This is a genomic window from uncultured Anaerovibrio sp., from assembly GCA_902786545.1.
GTDB lineage: Bacteria > Bacillota > Negativicutes > Selenomonadales > Selenomonadaceae > Anaerovibrio.
The window spans coordinates 1-22159 of record CADACU010000012.1 but is presented as its reverse complement, the minus strand read 5'-3'; the positions used below and the strand labels follow the sequence as shown (position 1 = coordinate 22159).

The 22159-nt window shown below is 40.4% G+C and carries 22 protein-coding genes and 1 riboswitch; of the genes, 19 read left to right on the top strand and 3 right to left on the bottom strand.

Annotated elements, in window-relative coordinates:
• Positions 1-39: 39 nt before the first annotated feature.
• The 11 genes from QZV24_RS03780 to QZV24_RS03730 all read left to right on the top strand — a co-directional run bounded on the left by QZV24_RS03780 (position 40) and on the right by QZV24_RS03730 (position 11634).
• Positions 40-939 (top strand): chromosomal replication initiator protein DnaA, encoded by a 900-nt coding sequence (locus tag QZV24_RS03780; RefSeq protein WP_294520339.1) that lies wholly within the window; start codon positions 40-42, stop codon positions 937-939.
• Positions 940-1146: 207 nt separating this feature from the next.
• Complete coding sequence (locus QZV24_RS03775; RefSeq protein WP_294520336.1) at positions 1147-1371, top strand: hypothetical protein; 225 nt, start codon at positions 1147-1149, stop codon at positions 1369-1371.
• A gap of 133 nt (positions 1372-1504) precedes the next feature.
• Positions 1505-1732: a hypothetical protein gene (locus tag QZV24_RS03770; protein WP_294520333.1), complete on the top strand. Its 228-nt coding sequence runs from the start codon at positions 1505-1507 to the stop codon at positions 1730-1732.
• 80 nt (positions 1733-1812) lie between these two features.
• Positions 1813-2895, top strand: a complete 1083-nt coding sequence (locus tag QZV24_RS03765; protein ID WP_294520330.1) for a hypothetical protein — start codon at positions 1813-1815, stop codon at positions 2893-2895.
• Between the two features lie 140 nt (positions 2896-3035).
• Positions 3036-3797, top strand: coding sequence for a UvrD-helicase domain-containing protein (locus QZV24_RS03760; RefSeq protein ID WP_294520327.1), 762 nt, complete (start codon positions 3036-3038; stop codon positions 3795-3797).
• Complete coding sequence (locus QZV24_RS03755; protein WP_294520324.1) at positions 3761-4015, top strand: hypothetical protein; 255 nt, start codon at positions 3761-3763, stop codon at positions 4013-4015. Before QZV24_RS03760 ends, QZV24_RS03755 begins: the two co-directional genes overlap by 37 nt.
• A gap of 190 nt (positions 4016-4205) precedes the next feature.
• Positions 4206-5102, top strand: a complete 897-nt coding sequence (locus QZV24_RS03750) for a cell division protein FtsZ (protein ID WP_294520321.1) — start codon at positions 4206-4208, stop codon at positions 5100-5102.
• Positions 5103-5179: 77 nt separating this feature from the next.
• Positions 5180-6109, top strand: coding sequence for a hypothetical protein (locus QZV24_RS03745; protein WP_294520318.1), 930 nt, complete (start codon positions 5180-5182; stop codon positions 6107-6109).
• A 459-nt stretch (positions 6110-6568) separates the two neighbouring features.
• A complete protein-coding gene (locus tag QZV24_RS03740; RefSeq protein ID WP_294520315.1) occupies positions 6569-8620 on the top strand; it encodes an AAA family ATPase in 2052 nt (683 codons plus the stop codon).
• A gap of 192 nt (positions 8621-8812) precedes the next feature.
• The gene (locus QZV24_RS03735; RefSeq protein WP_294520313.1) at positions 8813-9742 is read left to right on the top strand and encodes a cell division protein FtsZ; all 930 of its coding nucleotides are present in this window, start codon (positions 8813-8815) and stop codon (positions 9740-9742) included.
• A 325-nt stretch (positions 9743-10067) separates the two neighbouring features.
• Positions 10068-10162: riboswitch (glycine riboswitch) on the top strand.
• A gap of 107 nt (positions 10163-10269) precedes the next feature.
• Positions 10270-11634 (top strand): sodium:alanine symporter family protein, encoded by a 1365-nt coding sequence (locus QZV24_RS03730; RefSeq protein ID WP_294520310.1) that lies wholly within the window; start codon positions 10270-10272, stop codon positions 11632-11634.
• Positions 11635-11672: 38 nt separating this feature from the next.
• Here the strand turns inward: QZV24_RS03730 and QZV24_RS03725 are convergent, their stop codons facing one another.
• Positions 11673-12908, bottom strand: a complete 1236-nt coding sequence (locus QZV24_RS03725; RefSeq protein ID WP_294520307.1) for a nucleotidyltransferase family protein — start codon at positions 12906-12908, stop codon at positions 11673-11675.
• Between the two features lie 729 nt (positions 12909-13637).
• Here QZV24_RS03725 and mnmA point away from each other — a divergent pair.
• From mnmA to QZV24_RS03690, 7 genes are all read left to right on the top strand, one after another.
• A complete protein-coding gene (mnmA, locus tag QZV24_RS03720) occupies positions 13638-14714 on the top strand; it encodes a tRNA 2-thiouridine(34) synthase MnmA (protein ID WP_294520304.1) in 1077 nt (358 codons plus the stop codon).
• Between the two features lie 27 nt (positions 14715-14741).
• Positions 14742-15791 (top strand): DUF2939 domain-containing protein, encoded by a 1050-nt coding sequence (locus QZV24_RS03715; RefSeq protein WP_294520302.1) that lies wholly within the window; start codon positions 14742-14744, stop codon positions 15789-15791.
• Between the two features lie 79 nt (positions 15792-15870).
• Positions 15871-16698 carry a hypothetical protein gene (locus QZV24_RS03710; RefSeq protein WP_294520299.1) on the top strand — a complete coding sequence of 276 codons (828 nt, stop codon included), beginning with the start codon at positions 15871-15873 and terminating at the stop codon, positions 16696-16698.
• A gap of 18 nt (positions 16699-16716) precedes the next feature.
• Complete coding sequence (locus QZV24_RS03705; protein ID WP_294520296.1) at positions 16717-17655, top strand: ABC transporter substrate-binding protein; 939 nt, start codon at positions 16717-16719, stop codon at positions 17653-17655.
• Positions 17656-17661: 6 nt separating this feature from the next.
• Positions 17662-18426 (top strand): ABC transporter ATP-binding protein, encoded by a 765-nt coding sequence (locus QZV24_RS03700; RefSeq protein WP_294520293.1) that lies wholly within the window; start codon positions 17662-17664, stop codon positions 18424-18426.
• Positions 18414-19160, top strand: a complete 747-nt coding sequence (locus QZV24_RS03695; protein WP_294520291.1) for an ABC transporter permease — start codon at positions 18414-18416, stop codon at positions 19158-19160. The genes QZV24_RS03700 and QZV24_RS03695 overlap by 13 nt, the downstream gene beginning before the upstream one ends.
• A gap of 147 nt (positions 19161-19307) precedes the next feature.
• Positions 19308-19589, top strand: coding sequence for a late competence development ComFB family protein (locus QZV24_RS03690; protein ID WP_294520288.1), 282 nt, complete (start codon positions 19308-19310; stop codon positions 19587-19589).
• A 185-nt stretch (positions 19590-19774) separates the two neighbouring features.
• On the opposite strand, the gene QZV24_RS03685 is transcribed toward QZV24_RS03690, so the two are convergent.
• Both QZV24_RS03685 and QZV24_RS03680 read right to left on the bottom strand, forming a co-directional pair.
• Entirely contained in the window at positions 19775-21223 is a 1449-nt protein-coding gene (locus QZV24_RS03685; RefSeq protein ID WP_294520285.1) for a pyruvate carboxylase subunit B, read from the bottom strand.
• Between the two features lie 197 nt (positions 21224-21420).
• The gene (locus QZV24_RS03680; RefSeq protein ID WP_294520282.1) at positions 21421-21615 is read right to left on the bottom strand and encodes a DUF896 domain-containing protein; all 195 of its coding nucleotides are present in this window, start codon (positions 21613-21615) and stop codon (positions 21421-21423) included.
• Between the two features lie 171 nt (positions 21616-21786).
• On the opposite strand from QZV24_RS03680, the gene QZV24_RS03675 reads away from it, so the two are divergent.
• The coding region (locus QZV24_RS03675; protein ID WP_294520279.1) for a hypothetical protein at positions 21787-22159 on the top strand (373 nt) is incomplete at its 3' end.

Genomic DNA, 22159 nt, shown 5'->3' with positions numbered 1-22159 from the left:
AATAATATAAACATATAGTAAAAATCGGAGGTGCTTAAAATGAGTGACATTAAGAATGTAATTGGTAGAGAGAAAATCAAGATTGATTTAAGGAAATATGTGGATGTTTTGAAAAATGCCAGTGAAGATGCACAATTGGAAATAGAGATCACCATTGGCATTAACGATGCAGGTAAAATCGATTTGATCAATCATAAAACTGGTAATTGTGGCTTGCCTCTTAATTCAAAATATACCTTTGAATCGATGGTGGACAGAGGCTTTAATCATGTGGCTTATGGTGCAGCATTAAAGGTGGCTAAAAAACCTGGTGATAAACTTAATCCTCTGTTTATATATGGCAATTTTGGAATGGGTAAAACTCATTTATTACAGGCAATAGGTAATGAGGTACTGAAAGGCCATCCTGAAAAGAAAGTACTGTATACCACAGCTGAAAATTTCTCCAGAGAGCTTATTAATTCCATTCGTGACAATGCTACTGAGGCTTTTGAAAAGAAATACAGAACTGTTGACCTTCTGCTAATGGATGATATTCAGACTTTGAGAAGAAGAGTAGGCTCCCTGGAAGAATTTTTTAATACTTTAGATGAACTTCAAAGATTAAATAAGCAAATAGTTGTGTCTTGTGATTGTCCTCCAAGGGCGATAGAGGGCTTTGATGAAAAAATCATTTCAAGGATGGCGGCTGGTATGGTTGTCGATATAAAAGCCCCAGCATTGGAAGATCGAATTGCCTTGTTGCAGAAGGTATGTGATGCGGAGCACACCGAGATAGCGGCAGAGGTGTTGGATTATATTGCTCAGAATATCACCAGCAACATTGGGGAACTGGAAGGCGGTTTGGCAAAAGTGGTAGCATACGCTGAACTGACGGGAAATAAGATTACCGTTGATTTAGCCACTGAGGCTTTAAAAGGTACAGTAAAAAATGAATAACAGAATAAGACAAAAATTAATTTGGAAGAAGTATATTAAACGGCATTACTTTCCTATTCATGAATTGACTGATGAGGTTATGTCTAAACTTATTGACAGCGAAGAAGGAGTAATTATGGAAGAAGTTCTTTATCAGTTAGATGCTGATACCTTAGAGGAGTTTTTGGAATTAAGTAATGAAGAGTTAATGAAATGGGGTTATCAGCCGTGAATGTAAGAGCTAGGCAGATAGCAATTTGGAAGAAGTATATTAAACACCATTATTTCCCTATTCACGAGTTGACTGACGAAGTTATGTCTAAGGTGATTTGTAAGGAGAATGGGTTAATCTATACTGATATAGTAGAGATGATGGATGCAGATACCTTAGAGGAGTTTTTGGAATTAAGTGATGAAGAATTAAAGAAGTGGGGTTATCGTCCATGGGACTGAGAGCTAGACAAATAGCATTATGGAAGAAGTTCTTTATCAGTTAGATGCAGATACCTTAGAGGAGTTTTGGGAATTAAGTGATGAGGAATTGATGAAGTGGGGCTATGAACCATGAATGCTTATGAGGGGCAGTGTGGAAACTATGAATAATAGAAGTCGGCAAATAGCAATTTGGAAGAAATACATTAAGCATCATTACTTTCCTATTCATGAGTTAACTGATGAGGTCATGGCTAAGTTAGTTTGTAGAGAGAGTGGGTTGTTGTCAGATGAGATTATAGATCTACTTGATGCTGACACTTTAGAGGAGTTTTTAGCATTAGATATTGAAGAATTAAAGAAGTGGGGCTATGATCCATGAAAGTTATAATTTTCTTCTTGATGATTTATGTAATCTTCTTCTATAAGAGATGAAGAATTTATGAAATGGAGGGATTAACTGTGAAAGATTATGAGGGGAGAAAAGTTGACTTTGACAAAATGAATAATGCACGGAAAAGAAAACTTTATAAATCAATGTGGGGGGAAGTAGACGGATTTAGTATTGAAAAAACGGGTGATTCTGCCTCACAGGACAATACAGATGAAAAGTATAAACCTGCAAGTTCATATAGATTAAGAGGAATTGGGGAACCTGATAAGATTCTTATTAACCAGTTCCAAATCGGAGATGAGAATCAATTTTTAAAAAAATATAAGATGGCGATTGCAGGTGATGGTCAGGAAGAAAGTAGAATCACCACATTGCACTCATCCTCTTTATGTGCGCTCCTTCATTTTTATAATGTTACCGAGGATAATCCACTTACAATGGCAATAAATGGTAGGGAAATCAAGTTTACTGATTCAATATTTGAATTTAAAAGCCCCGTTATAGATCCAAGATATCCATCTAATATGGATGTGGTGCTTATTGGTAAAAATGAGAAAAGCTATGAAAATGTGGTACTATTTTTGGAAAGTAAATTTGCTGAATATTATCTGAGTGCAGGAACAACTTGTAGGGGGATATCGAAAAATTATTTGGATAATGAATATACGCAAGCGCTGTATAAAAATAATATAGATGCTTTAGAATTAAAAATAGAAGATTCTAAAAAGGATCCTGCTAAGTTTGATTTGGTGACAAAAGACCCTAATGAACCTTTCTATATTGCTGGAATAAAGCAGATGATTTCACACTATTGTGGAATAAGGAATTTGCTTGCATCAGAAAAGTATACCGAAAAAGATGCGTACAGGAACGAAAAGGTTCAAGAAAAAGTAGAATCTGAGATTGAAAAGGAAAAATCTGTGGTTATGCTTGGAGAAATTGTATTTGATAGTAAGATTGGCGAGTTGAAATTGAGCTCTGGTAAGACATGTCTTGAAATATATAGAGAAAAATATCAAGAACTTGCCAAGATCATTGCTGCGATAGAAAATTTACCGAAGAACTTTGAAATAGTAAAGGATTTACTTTGTTATTCTACAATCAGGGACAAAATAGAGGATAAGGTTAAAGCATTTTATTACGGCAAGTAAGAGGATTAAGTAGTCAACATATAGCTCCCAGATGATTAGAGATAATCATCTGGGAGTATTTTTATGTACAACAGGGTGTACATTGACCTTGATATAGTATATTCAAACAAAGTAAAAAAATGATTCTGGAGGCGAATAATATGGATGATTTTATGGAATTAACTTCGACCAAGAGAGAGGCAATACTGCCCTATGAAGATTCACTTCTGATAATGGCAGATGATGATTATGGCAATAACAAAGTGCTTACTAATCAGGTGACTAAACTGTTAGCTAATGGTGTAGCTCCAGAAAATATTTTGTTTATACCATCTGTCAACAGAGCAATTGTGGAAGTGCGAGATTCAATCGCCAAAATGTTTGGCATCAACTCAAAGGATTTGTGGGCATGTACTTTTCATAGCCTTTGTGCCCGTATTTTGCGTCGGGAGATTGAAGCGACCGGAATATATCGCAAAAATTTTGTTATATATGATGACAACGATATAAATTCATTGGTAAAGAAATGCATTAAACAAATGAAGTTAAACGATGAATGCAATACTCCTATTGGTGTTTGGAGGGCCATTTCCAATATCAAAATGAAGATGATGGGGCCTATGGAATTTTCACAGTATGCCAATAATAACGGTAATTTTCACCACAAAAAGATTTCTGAGATTTATTCGCTATATCAAAGCAAACTACAAGAAAGCAATGCCTTGGATTTTGATGATTTGCTGCTGATAACAATATCACTAATAAGAGATCATGAAGAAATCAGAACACGTTATCAGCAACTGTTTCGTTATATCTTGGTGGATGAGCATGAGATTATCAACAAGCTCCAGTATCAGTTAATCAAACTGCTGGCAGGTGAAAAAAGATGTTTTACTGTAAGAAATGTAGATCAGGTTATCTAGTATTCAAAATTGCCTGTACTAAGTCTGACTTTGGCAATGGCCGCTTTGCTAGAAACCTTTTGGAGCAGGCCATGATGAAGCAGTCAGATAGACTTATAAAAGAATCCAATGGCAAAAAGTTAAGTCGCAAGGATTTAACTTCTCTTACGGCAGATGATTTTTCGGTAAATGCCGAGAAGATATATAAAAAGTCTAAAACAGCCATTGGGTTTGTGTGATAGTACGATTAAAAGGGCGCTGCTTTCATTCTGCTTATTATGTATGTGGCAGGAATTATGAGGTATTAAATCGAAGTAATCATCGTACTTATGAGATAATCATTGGTTGTGTGTTTGTTTTATTTAGACTTAGAGGTAAACAATTTTTTATGTTTATTCTTATCTATTTTTAATATTGGGGGAATTTTAAATGGCTAGATTTAAAGTGGTCGGTGTAGGTGGCGGCGGGATAAATGCTGTAAATTCTATGATTAATGCAGGAATAAAAGATGTTGAATTTATTTCGATAGATTTTGCCCCATCAACATCTTTGGCTTCAAAACACATAACACTTGGCAGTAATACTGAGGAATGTGCCAAAGCAGCAGATGAGCACGGTGAAGAAATCTTATGCGCACTTAAGGACGCCGATATGGTAATTATAGTTGCTGGTATAGGCGGAACTACTGGTACCAGTGCGGCACAAGTAGTTGCAAAGTGTTCCAAAAAGATTGGTGCTTTTACTTTTGGGGTAGTAATATATCCTTTTTTGTGTGAAGGAGATGAACGAGCTGAACGAGCCAAAAATGGCATTAATGATTTGCGTAACGTTGTAGATTCAATTCTTGTCATCCCAAGTGAAAAATTATTTAACAATCTTGATAAATCGACTTCCCTTATAGACAAATTTAAGGAGATAGATGATATTATTCGTCATGGTGTCCAAAGTATTTGTGATATTGGCAATGGTTATAGTTTTGTAGGAGCGGACTTAGATATGATTAAGGCGGTAATAGGCAATAATAAATTTGCATATGTGGGTATTGGTGAAGCTGCTGGGAATAATGCTCCCCTGACGGCGTTCGGTGAGGCTATAAATTCGCCGTTTATAGAAGAACAATTATGCGAAGCCAAGGGAATTATTGTCCATTTTATTGGTGATGCATCACAATTTAATTTACTTGAACTTAACGAGACTGTTATGAATATTGGAAACTATGTTCATCCTGAAGCAAATATTATGTGGACTGGTGTTTTGGATGATGCCATGGGTGACAAAGTACGAGCAATAGTAGTGGCAACTAGCCAGTGTAGAGATTACGAATAATGAAGTATATTAAGAAGTTAATATAAGGTTATTGATTCTGGAATATGAATGTAAAATATTTGAGGGGAGTACTAATTATGAATAAGAGAGCACTAGGGGAAAAAATGTTTAAATCATTTTTGGACGGCGATTTAAAGCCTTTGCTGGAAGAAGTAAAAAAAGATGACACTTTAGATTTAGAATTTCGTGGTGAAAGTCATGCAATTATTTATTATCGTGGTGGTAAAATATGCGATATTTACGAAGATAAAGTGGTTTTTGATACAGCTTATATGCCAGAAGCGTTAAAAGCTGAAACTTTTAATGAATTACAAGTAGGTAATTATGTTAATATAATAAATGAAATTCCGACTTATAAGCGGTATATTGATTATAAAATGAGTGAAAAACATGCTTATGAGCGTGAATTCCAGCAGGTTGTGGTTCGTGAAAATAATCGTCATCACGACATTTCACATGATAGTGACTATTATATAACCGATATAGAGTATATGGATGACGATGGTACCAAAACATCTAGATTTGATATGATTTCTATAAAGTGGCGTTCAACTGGAATCGATAGAAGAGAGCATAATGCATCTAAAGTTCCTGTTCTGTCAATTATTGAAATGAAATATGGTGATAATGCTTTAACTGGAAATTCAGGTATCGGAGATCATCTGAGGGATATGAGAGATTTTATTAAAAGTAATGAGATGTCATTTTTTTGCGATGATGTTGCGGAGATTTTTAAGCAAAAATGTAAATTGGGTTTGATACCAGATATGAAAGACAAACCTCATGAGGTTAGTAATTTAAGTGATAGGCGAATAGAAGTCGTATTTTTGATTGGTAATCATAAGCCAGCAAAGAGCAAATTATGTGAGGAAATTGCGAAAATTAAATCATCAGAGTATGATTTTGATATAAAATTTGCAAGGGCTTCTCTTATGGGATATTGTCTATATGACAGTCTGATGCTTACACCAGAAGAGTGTGTTGAATTTTTACAAAAAAATAAATAGGATAAGGCTACGGCTTTAGTTGTTATCTTTTAACAAGATTAGAACTCCCAGTTGGTTTGGTATCATTAAATGAGATGCTTGATTTATAGAGGTGGTCACTCATGGTAGAAGAATTTTATGGGAAAATCAGCAGGTCAGGTTCTAATTTATCAGGGACAAAATAGAGGATAAGGTTAAAGCATTTTATTACGGCAAGTAAGAGGATTAAGTAGTCAACATATAGCTCCCAGGTGATTAGAGATAATCATCTGGGAGTATTTTTATGTACAATTGAATGTACATTGACTTTGATATGGTATATTCAAACGAAATAAAAAATTGGAGGCGGGTAATATGGATATGTGATGTTAATCAAGTTATTTAATGTACAAATAATTGAACATTGCATATTGTAGAATACATATAAAAGAAACAGATGATATTTTAAAAATATGGCTACTAAAAATGGAGGCGGGCAACATGATTATTTACAGAGCTGAATTGACATATGAGTCCCTACAGTGTGGAAGGAATGATAAGGAAACCTTGAATCCGGAAATTGATGATAAAAAAATTGTCCGCATTATTAATGATGTTAACGATGATCTTGGGTTTTGCTGCGGCCTGGATGACAACCTGAGTGTTGCCGTTGTTAGTGGTGAATACGGACGCTGGGATATAGTTTGGGCCTGCAATTTGGAAAAAATTACTTTAAAGGACTGTGAAAAGTGGCTTAAGAATCACTTTTTGGATAACTATGCCGTTAAAAAGGTGGTAGTGGATAATATTCACGAGATTTCAGTAAAAGAATTTAATAAACTTCTTGATAAGGCAAATGACAAGAACTTTTATAGTGGCTGGAATATAGTAAATAAGCTGGGGCTTGATTACTTTGAGAACAGACGGTTTCATGTTCAGGAGCATGTATATCGGCAGGAGAACATCACAAAAAGAAAAATTAAAAGCCTTGCTTATGAAATTATGGCTGATCAAAGTCTGTTGGAGGAGATTGACAGAATTTATTCCCGCCAGAATGAAAAGAAATATTATGGTAATCCCGTGCATTATGTTATTAAAGCTGGTACAGTACAGGCTGCCAATGATATTATTAGCCTTCTTGTTTTTGCATTGAAGGCAAATAAGCGGCTTCTGGGCGGACGGGTGAGCTATGTTAATAACATTAGTGAGCACTGCTATGATGATGAAGAATTTCAGCAAATGTTTAAAACGGGCAGAGGCTCGGCTTTGGCTATTGATATGAGTGGTACTGATGAAGATCATGGAGTGTATGCTTCGGCTTATCGGGAGGTAGTGGATTTTATTGCAAAGTCAGTGATGGATAACCAGCTTTATACACTTTGCTTTTTGGTGCAGATTTCTGAAAATCTTGGGTTTAGCAAAGGTCTTATTGCGTCTGTCCAGGAAGACATACACTTGATAGAAATCTGCGAAGGACGGGGAGATAAGGAACAGGCGGTCAATTACTTGGAAAAGCTTACAACAAAATCACAATTCAAGGCATCTCGGGAAGAATTGGAAAGGGCATTGCCATCCCAAACTAAGACCTTTACGGCAACTGAAGTATATAAAACCTATAATAAATGGTTTAGTAATGGGCTGAAAAGCAAGGCTTACAAAGCATATAAGGCAGTTGAAAAGGTTGCTATCAAAGAAAAGAAGAAAGGCAACAAGCCTTATGAAGAACTTAAGAATATGGTGGGGCTTGTGAATATAAAGGCGTTGGTGGACCAAATTATTAATACTGCCAAAATTAGACAGACCAGAAGCAAACTGGGGCTGGATAACTACAATGTATCCCAGCACATGCTTTTTACCGGTAATCCGGGTAGTGCCAAAACCACAGTTGCCCGCCTTATGGCGGAAATATTAAAACAGGAAGGAGTGCTGGAAACTGGACATTTTGTGGAATGTGGCCGGGCTGATCTGGTAGGCAAATATGTGGGCTGGACAGCTCAAATCGTACAGGAAAAATTCCGTGAAGCCGTGGGAGGCATATTATTCATTGATGAAGCCTATGCTTTGGTGGATGATACAAATTCCTTTGGGGCGGAGGCGATCAATACTATTGTGCAGGAGATGGAGAACAGACGGGATAGTGTTATTGTGATTTTTGCCGGTTATCCGGAAAAGATGGAGGAATTTTTGGCAGGAAATGAGGGCTTGCGGAGCCGTATTGCCTTTCATCTTGATTTTCCTGACTATAATGCTGAGGAGATGCTTCAAATTCTTGAGCTTATGGTAAAAAATAAGGGGTATGTAATTGACGATGAGGTGCGTGAAAAGTGTCTGGATATCTTCAAATGTGCCTGCGGACAATCGGAATTTGGCAATGGGCGTTTTGCCAGAAATCTTTTGGAACAGGCAATGATGAAGCAGTCAGATAGACTTATAAAAGAATCCAATGGCAAAAGGTTAAGCCGCAAGGATTTAACTTCTCTTACGGCAGATGATTTTTCTGTAAATGTCGAGAAGATATATAAAAAGCCTAAAACAGCCATTGGGTTTGTGTGATAGTACAATTGAAATGGCACCTGCTTTCTTTCTACTTATTTTGTATGTGGCAGGAATTATGAGGTATTAAATCGAAGTAATAATCGTAGTTATATGATAATTATTGGCTGTGTGTTTTTTTATTTTAGATGTATATGTAAACCATTTTTTATGTTTATTATTATCTATTTTTAATGTGTGTGGTGATTAAAGTTGTCTAAAAAGTGGAATATTTGTGATTTTTCTATAATGCCTAGATTTAAAGTGGTCGGTGTAGGTGGCGGTGGAATAAATGCTGTAAATTATATGATTAATGCAGGCATAAAAGATGTTGAATTTATTTCGGTAGATTTTGCCCCATCAATGTCATTGGTCTCAAGACACATAACACTTGGCAGTAATACTGAGGAATGTGCTACAGCTGATGAGCACTGTGAAGAAATCTTATGCGCACTTAAGGAAGCCAATATGGTAATTGTAGTTGCTGGTATGGGAGGAGCTACTGGTGCCGGTGCGGCACCAGTAGTTGCAAAGTGTTCTAAGAAGATTGGTGCTTTTACTGTTGGGGTAGTAATATGTCCTTTTTCTTGTGAAGGAGCTGAACGAGTTGAACGAGCCAGAAATGGCATTAATGATTTACGTAACAGTGTAGATTCAATTCTTGTCATCCCAAGTGAAAAAATAATTGACAATCTTGATAAGTCAACTTCCCTTACTGACAAATTTAAGGAGATAGATAATATTATTCGTCATGGTGTCCAAAGTATTTGTGATATTGGCCATGGTCATAGTTTTGTAGGAGCGGACTTCGAGGATATTACGATGGTAATCGGCGATAATAAATTTGCATATGTGGGTATTGGTGAAGCTACTGGGAGCAATGCACCATTGAAGGCTTTCCGTGAGGCTATAAATTCACCGCTTATAGAAGTACCATTAAGCGAAGCCAAGGGAATTATTGTTCATTTTATCGGTGATGCACCACAATTAAATTTACTTGAACTTAACGAGACTGTTATGAATATTGAAAGCTATGTTCATCCTGAGGCAAATATTATGTGGACTGGTGTTTTGGATGATGCCATGGGTGACAAATTACGAGCAATAGTAGTGGTGGCCAGCCAATGTAGAGATTACTTATAATGCAGTATATTAAGAAGTTGACATAAGACCAAGGTGAGTTTCGGGAGGTAAAGCTGGAGTTGGCGAAGGCGGAGGCGGAGGACTATTCCCTGGATAATCGAAGTGTTTTCCTGTTTGTCAGAAGTATGGAGTAATATATTGTTGCTATATGAAACAATTGTTAAGTGCATAAATTCCTAAGTATTTTAATTGTTTTGAAAAATATTATTAAAATAATTACATAAAAACACAAATATACTGTTGACACGAACAAAAAAGTATAGTATAGTTACCATTGTTTACATTATTCCGAAGAAGTCATCAGAATGTTTAACAGACTGGTGATGGAGGATACTCTGGAGAATCCCATTAAATTGGGTGCCGAAGGTGCAAGGCGAAGCGTTCGCTGAATCTCTCAGGCAAAAAGACAGTGATGATGTGAAATTAGGTTAATTTATGTGTTTGTTTGCATATCCTTGTTTCATTTTACAGTGTTTTTTAGAGTATCGTCTTCGGATGATACTCTTTTTATTTCGGAGGTTATACCTATGGACTTATTACCACTTGTACAAATGATTAACACCTACTTATCAGATTACATTCTGTGTTTTCTGCTGATTGGTCTGGGACTGTTCTATACAATTAGAACCCGCTTTGTGCAAATCCGTTGTTTAGGTGAGGGCTTTAGGCGGTTCTTTGGCAATTTCTCACTGAACGGTGAGGCCGGTGAAGGCGGCATGAGCTCCTTTCAGGCTTTAGCCACGGCGGTAGCAGCCCAGGTGGGTACCGGTAATGTAGTTGGTGCATCAGGAGCGATTCTTACCGGTGGTCCGGGCGCCATTTTCTGGATGTGGATTATTGCTTTTTTCGGTATGGCTACTAACTATGCCGAGGCAGTATTAGCCCAGGAGACCAGGGTAGTGAAGGAGGACGGTTCTATTCTGGGTGGACCGGTCTACTATATTCATAAGGCGTTTCCAGGCGGATTTGGCAAGTTTTTAGCTGTGTTCTTTGCGGTGGCCATTACACTGGCCTTGGGCTTTATGGGCTGTATGGTTCAGTCCAATTCCATCGGTGAAACCAGTGCGGCGGCCTTTGGCATTCCAACCTGGGGTGTAGGTTTTATAATTGCTTTGTTGGCCGGTTTTGTATTTATTGGCGGCACCACTCGTATTGCCAAGATTACTGAAAAGCTGGTGCCAGTTATGGCCATTTTTTATCTTATCGGTGGTGCGATTATTCTTCTGGCTAATGCCAGCCGTGTACCTGAGGCGGTTTCCTTGATTTTCTTCTATGCCTTTAATCCTGAGGCAATTATAGGCGGCAGCTGGGGTATTGCTATTAAAACTGCTATCAGTCAGGGTGTAAAGCGGGGCTTGTTCTCCAATGAGGCTGGTATGGGTTCCACTCCACACGCCCACGCATTGGCCAATGTAGAAAAGCCACATGATCAGGGTGTAGTTGCAATGGTTGGCGTATTTATTGATACTTTCGTGGTTCTTACCATGACAGCATTGGTGGTTATTACGACTCTTTATACCGGGGATGGTGTACTGGCGCACGGTGCAGTAGATGGGGTATCAAAAACCAATATGGCTCAGCTGGCCTTTGGCAGTCTGTTTGGCAGCAGCATCGGCAGCGCATTTATCGCGATAAGTTTGCTGTTTTTCGCCTTCTCCACAATTCTTAGCTGGAATCTCTTTGCCAAGATAAATGTGGAATACCTTTTTGGCAAGTCGGCAGTAAAGGTTTTCTCCTTGATTGCTATTGTGTTTGTGTTTATGGGGTCCTGCCTGTCCAATGATTTGGTTTGGGAGCTTACGGATATGTTCAACAATCTGATGGTTATTCCAAACGCCATGGCTCTCTTCGCTTTGAGTAGCATTGTGGTAAATAATGTAAATAACCGTTGATGAAAAACAGGTGCAAATCTAAAATTTGCACCTATTTTTTATCGCTGTATATATATTGGTGAAGCAAGAAAATCATGGTTTGGAACCGGTGATTTTTGACATAGCTCATAAATATTTTGAGCAATAATATCATAATACAGTATATGTTCTAAGGGACCGGCGAGGTGTTTGTTTATCAAATCCCGCCGGTTTATGTGTTCGGATACCTTGGTAATGAGTGGGATGGTGGAAACTTTCTTTAGTTTTTTTATCAGCTCACGCCCTTTATTATCAAAGGCCAATACCCGGGCATAAGGCGAGCCGATTTGGTCGGCTTCGGTGGTTATATCATTAGTTAGGTTTAACAGCAGATGAAGAATCAGCCGGCTTATTCTGGTTCGCTGGTAACGCTTGCTGACCAGTGTATTGATAAATTCCGTCATCGAGGAAGCATTGGCAGCCTCGATTAGCTTATATTCCAAGCCTTCGCTCATGGAATCAATTTTTCGCAGCTGTTCAGGTGAGCTGGTCATCAGCATAAGCTGCAAAGCCGGATATAACTGGTGCATATCAAATGTTATGGAAGGCTCTTTAGTGAGCATGGCACAGGTCGTGCTGGGGAGCACCAGCTTTAATTCATCCAAACAATTTTTTTGCAGCATATTTCTTATGGCACGGCCGCTGGCAAATTGCCCGTTTGCTTTGTGGTCGTTGTGATGGCTGCCGGTCCGTTGCATGGCCAAAGGCTGGATGGTTGAGTTTAATTGTTTTATAGCCTTAAGATATTCTATGGCCAGGATAGTATTGGGATCATGTAGTATAGCCGCCTCAGTGCCGATATTTTGTGCCATGAGTTCAGCAGCGGCACTGGCATAAGAAAAACCTTCCTTTAATTTAGTTTGAAGTTCATTTTTATAATTAGCCAAATCAAAACCGGCTATTTTATTCAGTAGCGGCAAATCCGGATGGGCACAGCTAAAGATCAGATGATTTACCACACCGAGCTTGTGGAAAAGCGAAACACCGCCAAAGGCAAAATGCTGGGCACTGCGACTGGTAAAAACAGCCGGCAGCTCCAATACCAGATTGACGCCATTTTCTACGGCCAAAGCTCCCCGTTGCCATTTGCTGAGAACAGGTAATTCACCCCGTTGGGTCAATCCGCCGCTGATGCAGGCAATGATAGTACAGCTTTCGCCTAATTTCTCGCGTAGTTTATTTATCTGATGTAAATGTCCGTTATGAAAAGGATTATACTCGGCGATTATTCCGGCAACCATATTCTTCGCTCCCATCAAGGTACTTCTCTAGAAATTTTAACAGAAAAACAGGAGTAATGAAACGCTAATAGAAAAAATTCCATTACAGTTGCCTTTATTCCATCATTCAGTCAGGCCCGGAGGAAAATATTTTCGGCTTCATAGCGCGGGTCCTGCCATGGGATGTTCCTCATCCGTAAATCTAATTAGGAATGAGGAAAGCCCCCTTGGCTCCCTTGGGGGAGCTGGCAACTTTAGATGCCTGAGGGGGTAGCGGCTAAATCGTTCGAAGGCGGTTGACCGATACTCAATAGGGCAATATGGCAGCTGCAGGTCTGCTAAGATGTATATTTTCCTATATATAATATAGGAAAATCTGAACAACTGCGTTATACCGAGATATATTTTAAGCCATCGGTGAAACGCTGAGCAGAGTATTTTGCCGGTGGCAAAATTTGAACAATGGCGTTATACCGAGATGTACTTTAAACCATCGGTGAAACGCTAAGATGTATATTTTCCTATATATCATATAGGAAAATCTGAACAACTGCGTTATACCGAGATATATTTTAAACCATCGGTGAAACGCTAGGAGGAGTATTTTGCCGGTGGCAAAATTTGAACAATGGCGTTATACCGAGATATACTTTAAGCCATCGGTGAAACGCTAAGATGTATATTTTCCTATATATAATATAGGAAAATCTGAACAACTGCGTTATAATATCATAGGGATTGATTTGACAAATTTGGAGGTTTTGAATGAAAGAAAAAGTTGCAGTGGCCATGAGCGGTGGTGTGGATAGCTCTCTGGTGGCTACTTTGTTAAAAGAAGAGGGTTATGAGGTCATTGGTATCACTATGCGTCTCAGTGATGAAGGTCGTGGCTTTTGTCTTTCACCAGAATCCGATGCGTCAATGCTTAGCTCAGTTAAGGATGCCAAAAAGGTGGCTGAACAGATAGGTATTGCCCACTATGTTGCAGATTTTCGGGATATGTTCAAGACCAAGGTTATAGATTATTTCCTCGATGAATATGCTGCCGGGCGGACACCAAATCCGTGTGTGGCCTGTAATCCTCAGATTAAATTTGGTGCGCTTTTTAATAAAGCCCGGGAACTGGGGGCGGATTATTTTGCCACTGGTCACTATGCCCGTGTAAAGAAAAATGAACAGGGTGACTATGGTTTGTATATGGGCAAGGATAACCATAAGGATCAGTCCTATGCCCTTTATCGCATACGGCGGGATATGTTGCCATACATTAAATTTCCACTTGGTGAACGGACCAAGGCTGAGACCAGACAATTAGCGGCAAAATATGGCTTGGTGGTTGCTGATAAAGAAGAGAGTCAGGAAGTATGTTTTGTACCGGATGATGATTACAAGACTATGCTAAAGCGGTTTAGACCCCAGTGTTTAAAGCCAGGTGATATTGTGGATTTATCCGGCAAAGTGTTGGGGCGGCATAACGGTGTGCCGCTTTATACCGTTGGTCAGCGAAAGGGCCTAGGCATTGCCTATCCGGAACCGCTATATGTTGTAAAGCTGGATATGGCCAAAAATCAGGTGGTAGTAGGCAGCAATAAGGATGTCATGGCGGATAGTCTGATTGCCGAACGGACTAACTGGCTGGCTTTTGACGAATTGAAGGAACCAATCCGAGTCAATGCCCGTATCCGGTATGGTGCCCGGGAAGGGCAGGGTACGGTGACTCCGTTGGATGATGGAAGAATTAAAGTTGCTTTTGATAACCCACAGCGGGCTGTTACACCAGGACAATCGGTTGTATTGTATTCCGGTGAACAAGTCGTAGGTGGCGGCATTATTGTTGAATAGATTTAGATAAATGGGGGAAGGTATATTATGGGCAGTTTTGTACGATCGGTTAAGTACAGGCTGATTGCAGTCATTGCCGTGGCAGTGGTGGCAGCTATTGGTGGAATATGGTGGTACGCTGCTTATTACACCAATACACCGGAATACGCCTTGAAAATGGTTGGAGAGGCCATAGAAAATCACGACAAAAGCAAATTGGAAAAATATGTAGACTTTGAGCATCTCTTGGATGTGAGCAGTGATGCTTTGCTGGATGGCCTTGTCGAGGCCAATATTCCGGCAGTGGGCGATACCAAGGAAGCAGTCAGCAGCTTTTCACGGATGTTTAAGATGCCGGTGGTTATGAGCCTGAGGATGGCCATAGATAATTATGTGGAATATGGTCAATGGAGTAAAACAGGACAAAATGAGCGAATGTCAGCAGTTGATGCTGATATGATTGTGGAAAAATCCGGTATTGGGGCTACTGCATTCCGTCGGTTGGATAGTGTGGCTGTGGACAGTGAGTCTGGTACGGCATTGGCCAAGGTGCGGGTGTTTCAGGAGGAAGCCAACGAAGAATATGTTCTGGATGTAGAATTGGTGAAGCATGATGATGGTCCTTGGCAGATTTATGAGATTACCAATTTTAAGGATTTTATCGGTGTAGTTCATGATTCCCGTCGTCAGCATGTAAAGCTGTATCTGGAGCAATCTTTAGCCATTATGACCCGACATGATGAACGGGCAGCTGCTCTGGAGGAAAAAGTCACCAATGTTTTGGCCGGAGGTTCATTGGGAAACAATGATACCAGAAATAGTTTGAAGAAATTGATGGAAAGTGAAGTAGTGCCGGAGTGGCAGGCACGAAAAAATGAGTTGGAAGAAATGAAGGTGCCAGCGGCAGCCGGGACTTTACACCGACTCAGAATAAAGATTTGTGATTTGCATATTGATTATGCCAATGGTTATGCCAAATGGATGGAGGATAAAAATGCCGCCACTATCCGCAGTGCGGACTCTTCTTTAAAACAGGCCAAGACCCTGGAAAAGGAAGCCGAGCTGCTGACCAGACAGGTGAATTCACATATTAAATGAGTGTGGCCTTCCCCACTGGGGAAGGGGTCAGCCCCAAGGACTGACGGATGAGGTTTGTTAAATATAGAAGGATGACATTATGAGTGATAGTTTGGATAAAACACAGCCCTTACCCCAGATAACGGATGATATGTTAAATCAGGATACCCAGTTGATTAGCCATAGTCGGGTGCGTCAGTTGGATCCGGTAAATGTAAATACTAACCGTCGACAGCCGGGGACTAATCAGCCGAATTACCAGCAAAATTTTCAGCAAGGCTATCAGCCGGCACCGCCCAAGCCACCTAAAAAAGATGGCAAAGGGAAAACGGTATTGCTGTTGTTTATAGCCTTTGTTGTGGCAATGTTTGTTGGACTGGCTGTTTCCGGTTATATTAGTGATCGAAACACCAAACAGGCGGAGCTTAAGCAGCAGCAGGCGCAGTCGGAAAAAAACGCCTTGGAAGCATCGGAGAAGCAGCAGGACCTCAGTTCTCGCCGCGCTCAGTTGGACCGACAAATAAAGGAGCTGGAGGCTCAGCAGAAAAAGGCTCAGTCTGAGGCTGATACCCTGAGAGGCAAGAGTGAGCAAAAAAATAAGGACCAGAAGGATAAATCAGGCATTGTAAAGGTTTTTGACAAAGTCACCGGCAAGGAAGGTCAGGAGAAAAAAGAGGCTCAGGAAATAGATCAGCAGGAAAAATCCGCTGCGGATAAGCTGGCAGAAATAAATGAGTCCATAAATAATGCCAAAGAGGCTTATGATGAGGTAAACCGTCAGCTGGATGAATTGGAAGCCCTTCGTCAGAAGGCCGTAAAAACTAAAGCGGATGCTGAGAAGGTATATAATGACAACAAGGATTTGATTGACAGTGTAGCCCATTATGTCATCAAAGGGGTAACGCTGTTGCAGGATATGATGAAGTAATTATTGGGGGTATACAGGTTGAAAAAGTATTTGTTGATGGCCATAACCGTTGTATGTGCAATGACAATGCTGATGGCAGGTTGTTCCAATAAGCAGGGGAATGGCGAGATGAAGGGGCTTGCCATTGGCGTTATGCCGGATGTTGACTCCATTCCAATTATCATAGCCCAGGAAAAAGGATATTTTGCTGAAGAAGGCCTAAAGGTAGATGTTCAGCAGTTTAAAAGTGCTATGGACCGGGATGCGGCCCTTCAGAGCGGTAATCTTGACGGAGCTATTTCTGATTTGTTGGCGGTGGCGTTTGCCAAAAGTGGGGGATTTGATGTAAAGGTAACTTCCCACACGGAGGGGAATTACAAGCTGATTGCCGGCAAGAATGAAAATATTGCCAGTCCAAAGGATTTGGTGGGCAAGGATGTGGCTGTTTCCAAAAATACTATTATTGAATATGTCACTGACCAGATTTTGGTTACCAACAATATGAAGGAAGACAGCATCAATAAGGTGGTTATTCCGCAAATTCCTACCCGTCTGGAAATGCTCCAAAATGGCAAGCTGGCCGCCGCCACCTTGCCGGAACCAATGGGTAGCATTGCTGTGGCCAACGGCTGCAAATTTATAACTGATTCCGAGCAGATGGGGATTAACCCTGGGGTTATGATGTTTACAGCCAAATGTGTAAGCGATAAGGAAAAAGAGCTAAAGGCATTTTACCGGGCCTACAATAAAGCCGTAAAATACCTTAATGAGCATCCCCAGGAGGAATACATTGATTTGATTATCCAGAAAAGCGTATTCCCGGCGATTGCCAAGACAGCTTTGAAACTGCCGAAATATCGTGAAGCCGGACTGCCACAGGAAAAAGATGTTGTTGATTGCATGAAGTGGATGAACAGCAAGGGGCTTATCAAGCAGAATTATTCATATGAAGATATAATTGTTAACCTGTTTAACTGATGGCTTATGATCAATATTGAAAATTTATCAGTAAAATATAAATCTGACAGTGATATTTATACGGCTATTTCCGGCATAAATCTGACGGTACCGGATGGTGGTACATTGGCTATTATTGGGCCCTCCGGCTGTGGAAAATCCACCTTGCTTAAGGTTATTGCCGGATTGATTCCTGATTATGAGGGTACTGTCCACATAAATGGAGAAGCAGTAAATCCCAAGAAGCAGACCATTGGCTTTATGCCCCAAAATTATGGACTTTTGCCATGGCGGACGGTTTATGACAATATTCGGCTTGGTATGAAAATCAAGCGGGCACCGGAACTGTTGGACAGAAAGATGCTGAAAAAACTGATGCGTCAGTTGGGCATTGAAGGACTGGGACATCGCTATCCGGTGGAGTTGAGCGGTGGTCAGCAGCAGCGGGTGGCCCTGGCCAGGGTGTTTGCCCTGCAGCCGGATGTGCTGCTAATGGATGAGCCGTTTTCCGCTTTAGATGCCATTACCCGGGAGGAAATGCAGGATATTTTTCTAAGGCTGTGGCATAAATTCAATGTTTCAACCATATTTGTTACCCATTATGTGGAGGAAGCCCTTTATCTGGGGCAGAGAATTGCTATTTTGTCCGCCAATTCAGGGAATATAAGTATGATTTGGGATAATCCACTGTTTGGCGGCAAGGATATCCGCCAAAATCCGGATTTTTTTGAAATGAGCCTAAAGCTCAGAAACACTATAAAAAAGGATTGGAATCAGGCATGGGAAAGTTAGTTGGTTTTTGGTATTTGCTGGCGGCGGTAGCCTTGACCATTGTGTGGTTTGTGGTGGCCCAGATAGTTGATTTGCCGATTATTCCTTCCCCGATCCGGGTGGTGGAGAATTTGGCCGATATATTTATGCAATATATTGCTATCCATAGTCTGTACAGTTTGTGGCGTATCGTGGCCGGATTGTTGCTGGCCATAGCTGTTGGATTGCCTATGGGTGTTTTGATGGGCTATTTTCCAAAAACTGATAAGTTTTTGGCTCCGGTGGTGTATTTGACCTACCCGGTTCCGAAGATTGCCCTGCTGCCTATCCTGATGCTGTTGTTTGGTGTAGGGGATTTGTCCAAGGTGTTTATGATTTTTTTGATAATTGTTTTTCAGGTAGTGGTAGCGGTTCGGGACGGCATACGGGCTATTCCAAAGGAAACCTTTTATCCATTGTATTCTTTGGGAGCCTCCTTTAAAGATATTTTCTTTGAGGTATTGTGGCCGGCTTCATTGCCTAAATTTATAACTGCCATTCGGGTGGCTTTGGCCACAGCTATTTCTGTGCTGTTTTTTACTGAGACCTTTGGTACCCAGTACGGGATGGGTTATTTTATTATGGATGCCTGGCTGCGGGTAAATTATCTGGAGATGTATTCCGGTATAGTGGTACTAAGCCTGTTGGGATTGGTGCTTTTTACCACCATTGATTTTATTGAAAAATATGCCTGCGATTGGCAGTATAAAAATTAAAGGTACACATTCTTGCTTTTGTCTGATGAATTTTCTTCGTTTTTTGCAGGAAAATATATAAAAGTGTCAAATATTGTCGTGGGGAGAAAGATTTTTATAACAAGAGAGGAGTTACTTTTTGTCGGCAAATTGAAAGGATGAGTAAGGGTGGCAGTAGATGTGAAAAATGTTATGGAGATATTCGTCGAGATGAATCTGGATAAAGCTCTCGATGAAACTCCGGATGTTTGTCGTTGTGATCAATGTCGGGCAGATATAAAGGCGTTGATATTGAACAAGCTTAAACCTATGTATGTTAGTACAACAAAGGGAGAGGTAATGAGCAAGTTGCACGCATTTGATACAGGTAAGCAAGTGGAATTCTTATGCTGTTTTCGGGATGCGGTAGAAAAGGTTAAGTCAAACCCGTATCATGATAAAGCTCAATAAACTTTTATCTTGCGCTATATCGGGTGCCAAGGATGGGAGTAAAGCACCCATAAAGCCCAAGAGTTATTCGGATGCATTCAGTCGGAGTTTGAAGCTCCAACTGAGTAAATCTCATTTTACTGCAATCAAAAATGACTATCGCAGATGCGATAGTCATTTTTTTATTATAAAATCTGCAGTTGGTATTATCTATGCTTTTTAAAGAAATCCAATGCAACTGGTGGGAACAGTGCGTAGGAGAGTACATCTTCCTCGGAAGCATTTGGATAACCCTTTTCAGCCAACTCTTTCTTGAAGTCGGCAACCTTAGGCTCTTTGGCATCAGCCACAGCACAGTCAGTAATCATATCCTCAGGCTTAATCTTCATAGCCTGCAATACTTCTGGCTTAACTGGTTTTGGAGTCTTACCAAACTTACCACGGGCCAAATCCTTAACCTCATTTGGTACCATAGTGTAACGAGGCTGGCCATTAGCCATCATAATAACATTCATGGTAGCCATAGTTCCGACAATCTGAGAGGATGGAGTAACCAATGGAGGGAAGCCCAGATCTTCACGAACCCGTGGCATCTCATCCAGCAACTCCTGATACTTATCAGCAGCCCCCATTTCCTTCAGCTGGTTAACCATATTGGAAAGCATACCGCCTGGAATCTGGAAATCCAATACCTTTGGATTAACATCAAAGTATCCAGGGAGGTTAAATTCCTTCATAATTTCCTTCTTAACGCCCAAGAAGTGCTTAGCAATAGGCTCCATAGCCTGACGATCCAGACCGGTATCTCTTGCAGTGCCCTCCAAAGCAGCTATCATGGTTTCAGTACAAGGCTGGGAAGTATCATTTGCCAATGGTGACAATGCACAGTCAATAATGTCTACACCAGCTTCGATAGCCTTGAGATATGTCATGGAACCAAAACCGGAAGTGTAGTGGGTATGGAGTTCAACCGGAAGTCCAACCTGTGCTTTCAGCTTCTTCACCAAATCCTCAGCAACATAAGGCTTCAACAGACCGGACATATCCTTGATACAGATGGAGTGAACGCCCATTTTTTTCAATTCGATAGCCAAATCAACAAAGGTCTGATTTGTATGGAATGGGCTGATGGTATATACAAGACAGCCCTGAACATGTGGATGCTCTTTTGCCTTTAAAGCGGCATCGATAGCCGTACGGAGATTGGTGACATCGTTTAAGGCGTCAAAAATACGGAACACGCCTACACCATGCTCGGATGCTTTGTTAACAAACGCCCGGACAACATCATCAGAATAGTGGTTATAGCCCAACAGGTTTTGGCCTCTGAGCAGCATCTGAATAGGAGTCTTCAGGTGAGCCTTGAGGGTATCAAGACGCTCCCAAGGGTCCTCATCCAGGAAGCGAAGACAACTGTCAAAAGTTGCGCCGCCCCATGCCTCGAGCGCATTGTAACCAATTTTGTCCAAAGCCTCCAGCTGAGGAAGCATCTGACCAATACGCATACGGGTTGCTAACAGTGACTGATGAGCATCACGAAGAACGGTTTCAGTGATTTTGACTGGACCACCTGCAGCATTAGCTCCGCTGACTTCAGCAGTGGAGGCTGGGTTACTCTGAGAGCTGCTGCCGAAAATATTTTCCAAAAATGACATACCGGAACATCTCCTTAAAAATATTAAATTCCCCGAATAATATGCTTACTCCCTAATAAGCAATCTCTATGTCAAGTATAAATTGTATGATAAATTTTGTCAATGGAGACAGGGTATGTATTCAAAGTAATTTAAGAAATATTTCAAAAATTTCTTCGTTTTTTAGGGCAAAATAAGTTTTTACAATATTTACCTTTTTAATTCATTTTGTTTTTTGGCAATTCATCCACAATTTCAATGTTGTCCAGCACGGATTTCATATTTTCACGGAAGCTGACCAGATAAGCCTGGCGGAGGGTTTGCTGCCGTTCCTTTTCTTCGGGGCTCAGCCCTACTGTACGCTGCTTTCTGGCCAGAGTATTTATTTCTTCAATCAATTCTTTGGTAATCATAATTCCTCCGATAAATTTTATTACATCACTTATGATATTATACTCCTCCTGGTCAAGGGGGATAAATTTCTATAAAAAAACTCTTTTGTTAGAAAGGATTTAGAGTCATTTATGAAGAATACGAAAAAATAGAGTGCGTGTCATTAAAAATTTCTGCGGGAGGTGTCAAGCATGCGGTGCGGACACAGAAAGTATTTGAAATTTTTTAATATAAAGACAAGCTTTTGTCTGTTGGCAATGTTGGCAATAATTTTTGGTGTGTCGAAAATTATGCCTGTAATGCCGGCGGAGGCCTATGTGGAGAAGGTCGTCCATGTGGGTTATTTTGAAGAGGAGGGGTTCCAGGCAGGTGCCGCTGCCAATAAGGTAAAAAGTGGTTATGGCTATGATTATTTGCAGCGTCTTAAGTTATTGACCAACTGGAAGTATGAATATGTATATGGGACATATGGGGAACTGTATGACAAGCTTTTAAAAGGGGAAATTGACCTTTTGGGGGGGCTGGCCTATACCCCGGACCGGGTCGCTGTTTTGAATTATCCGA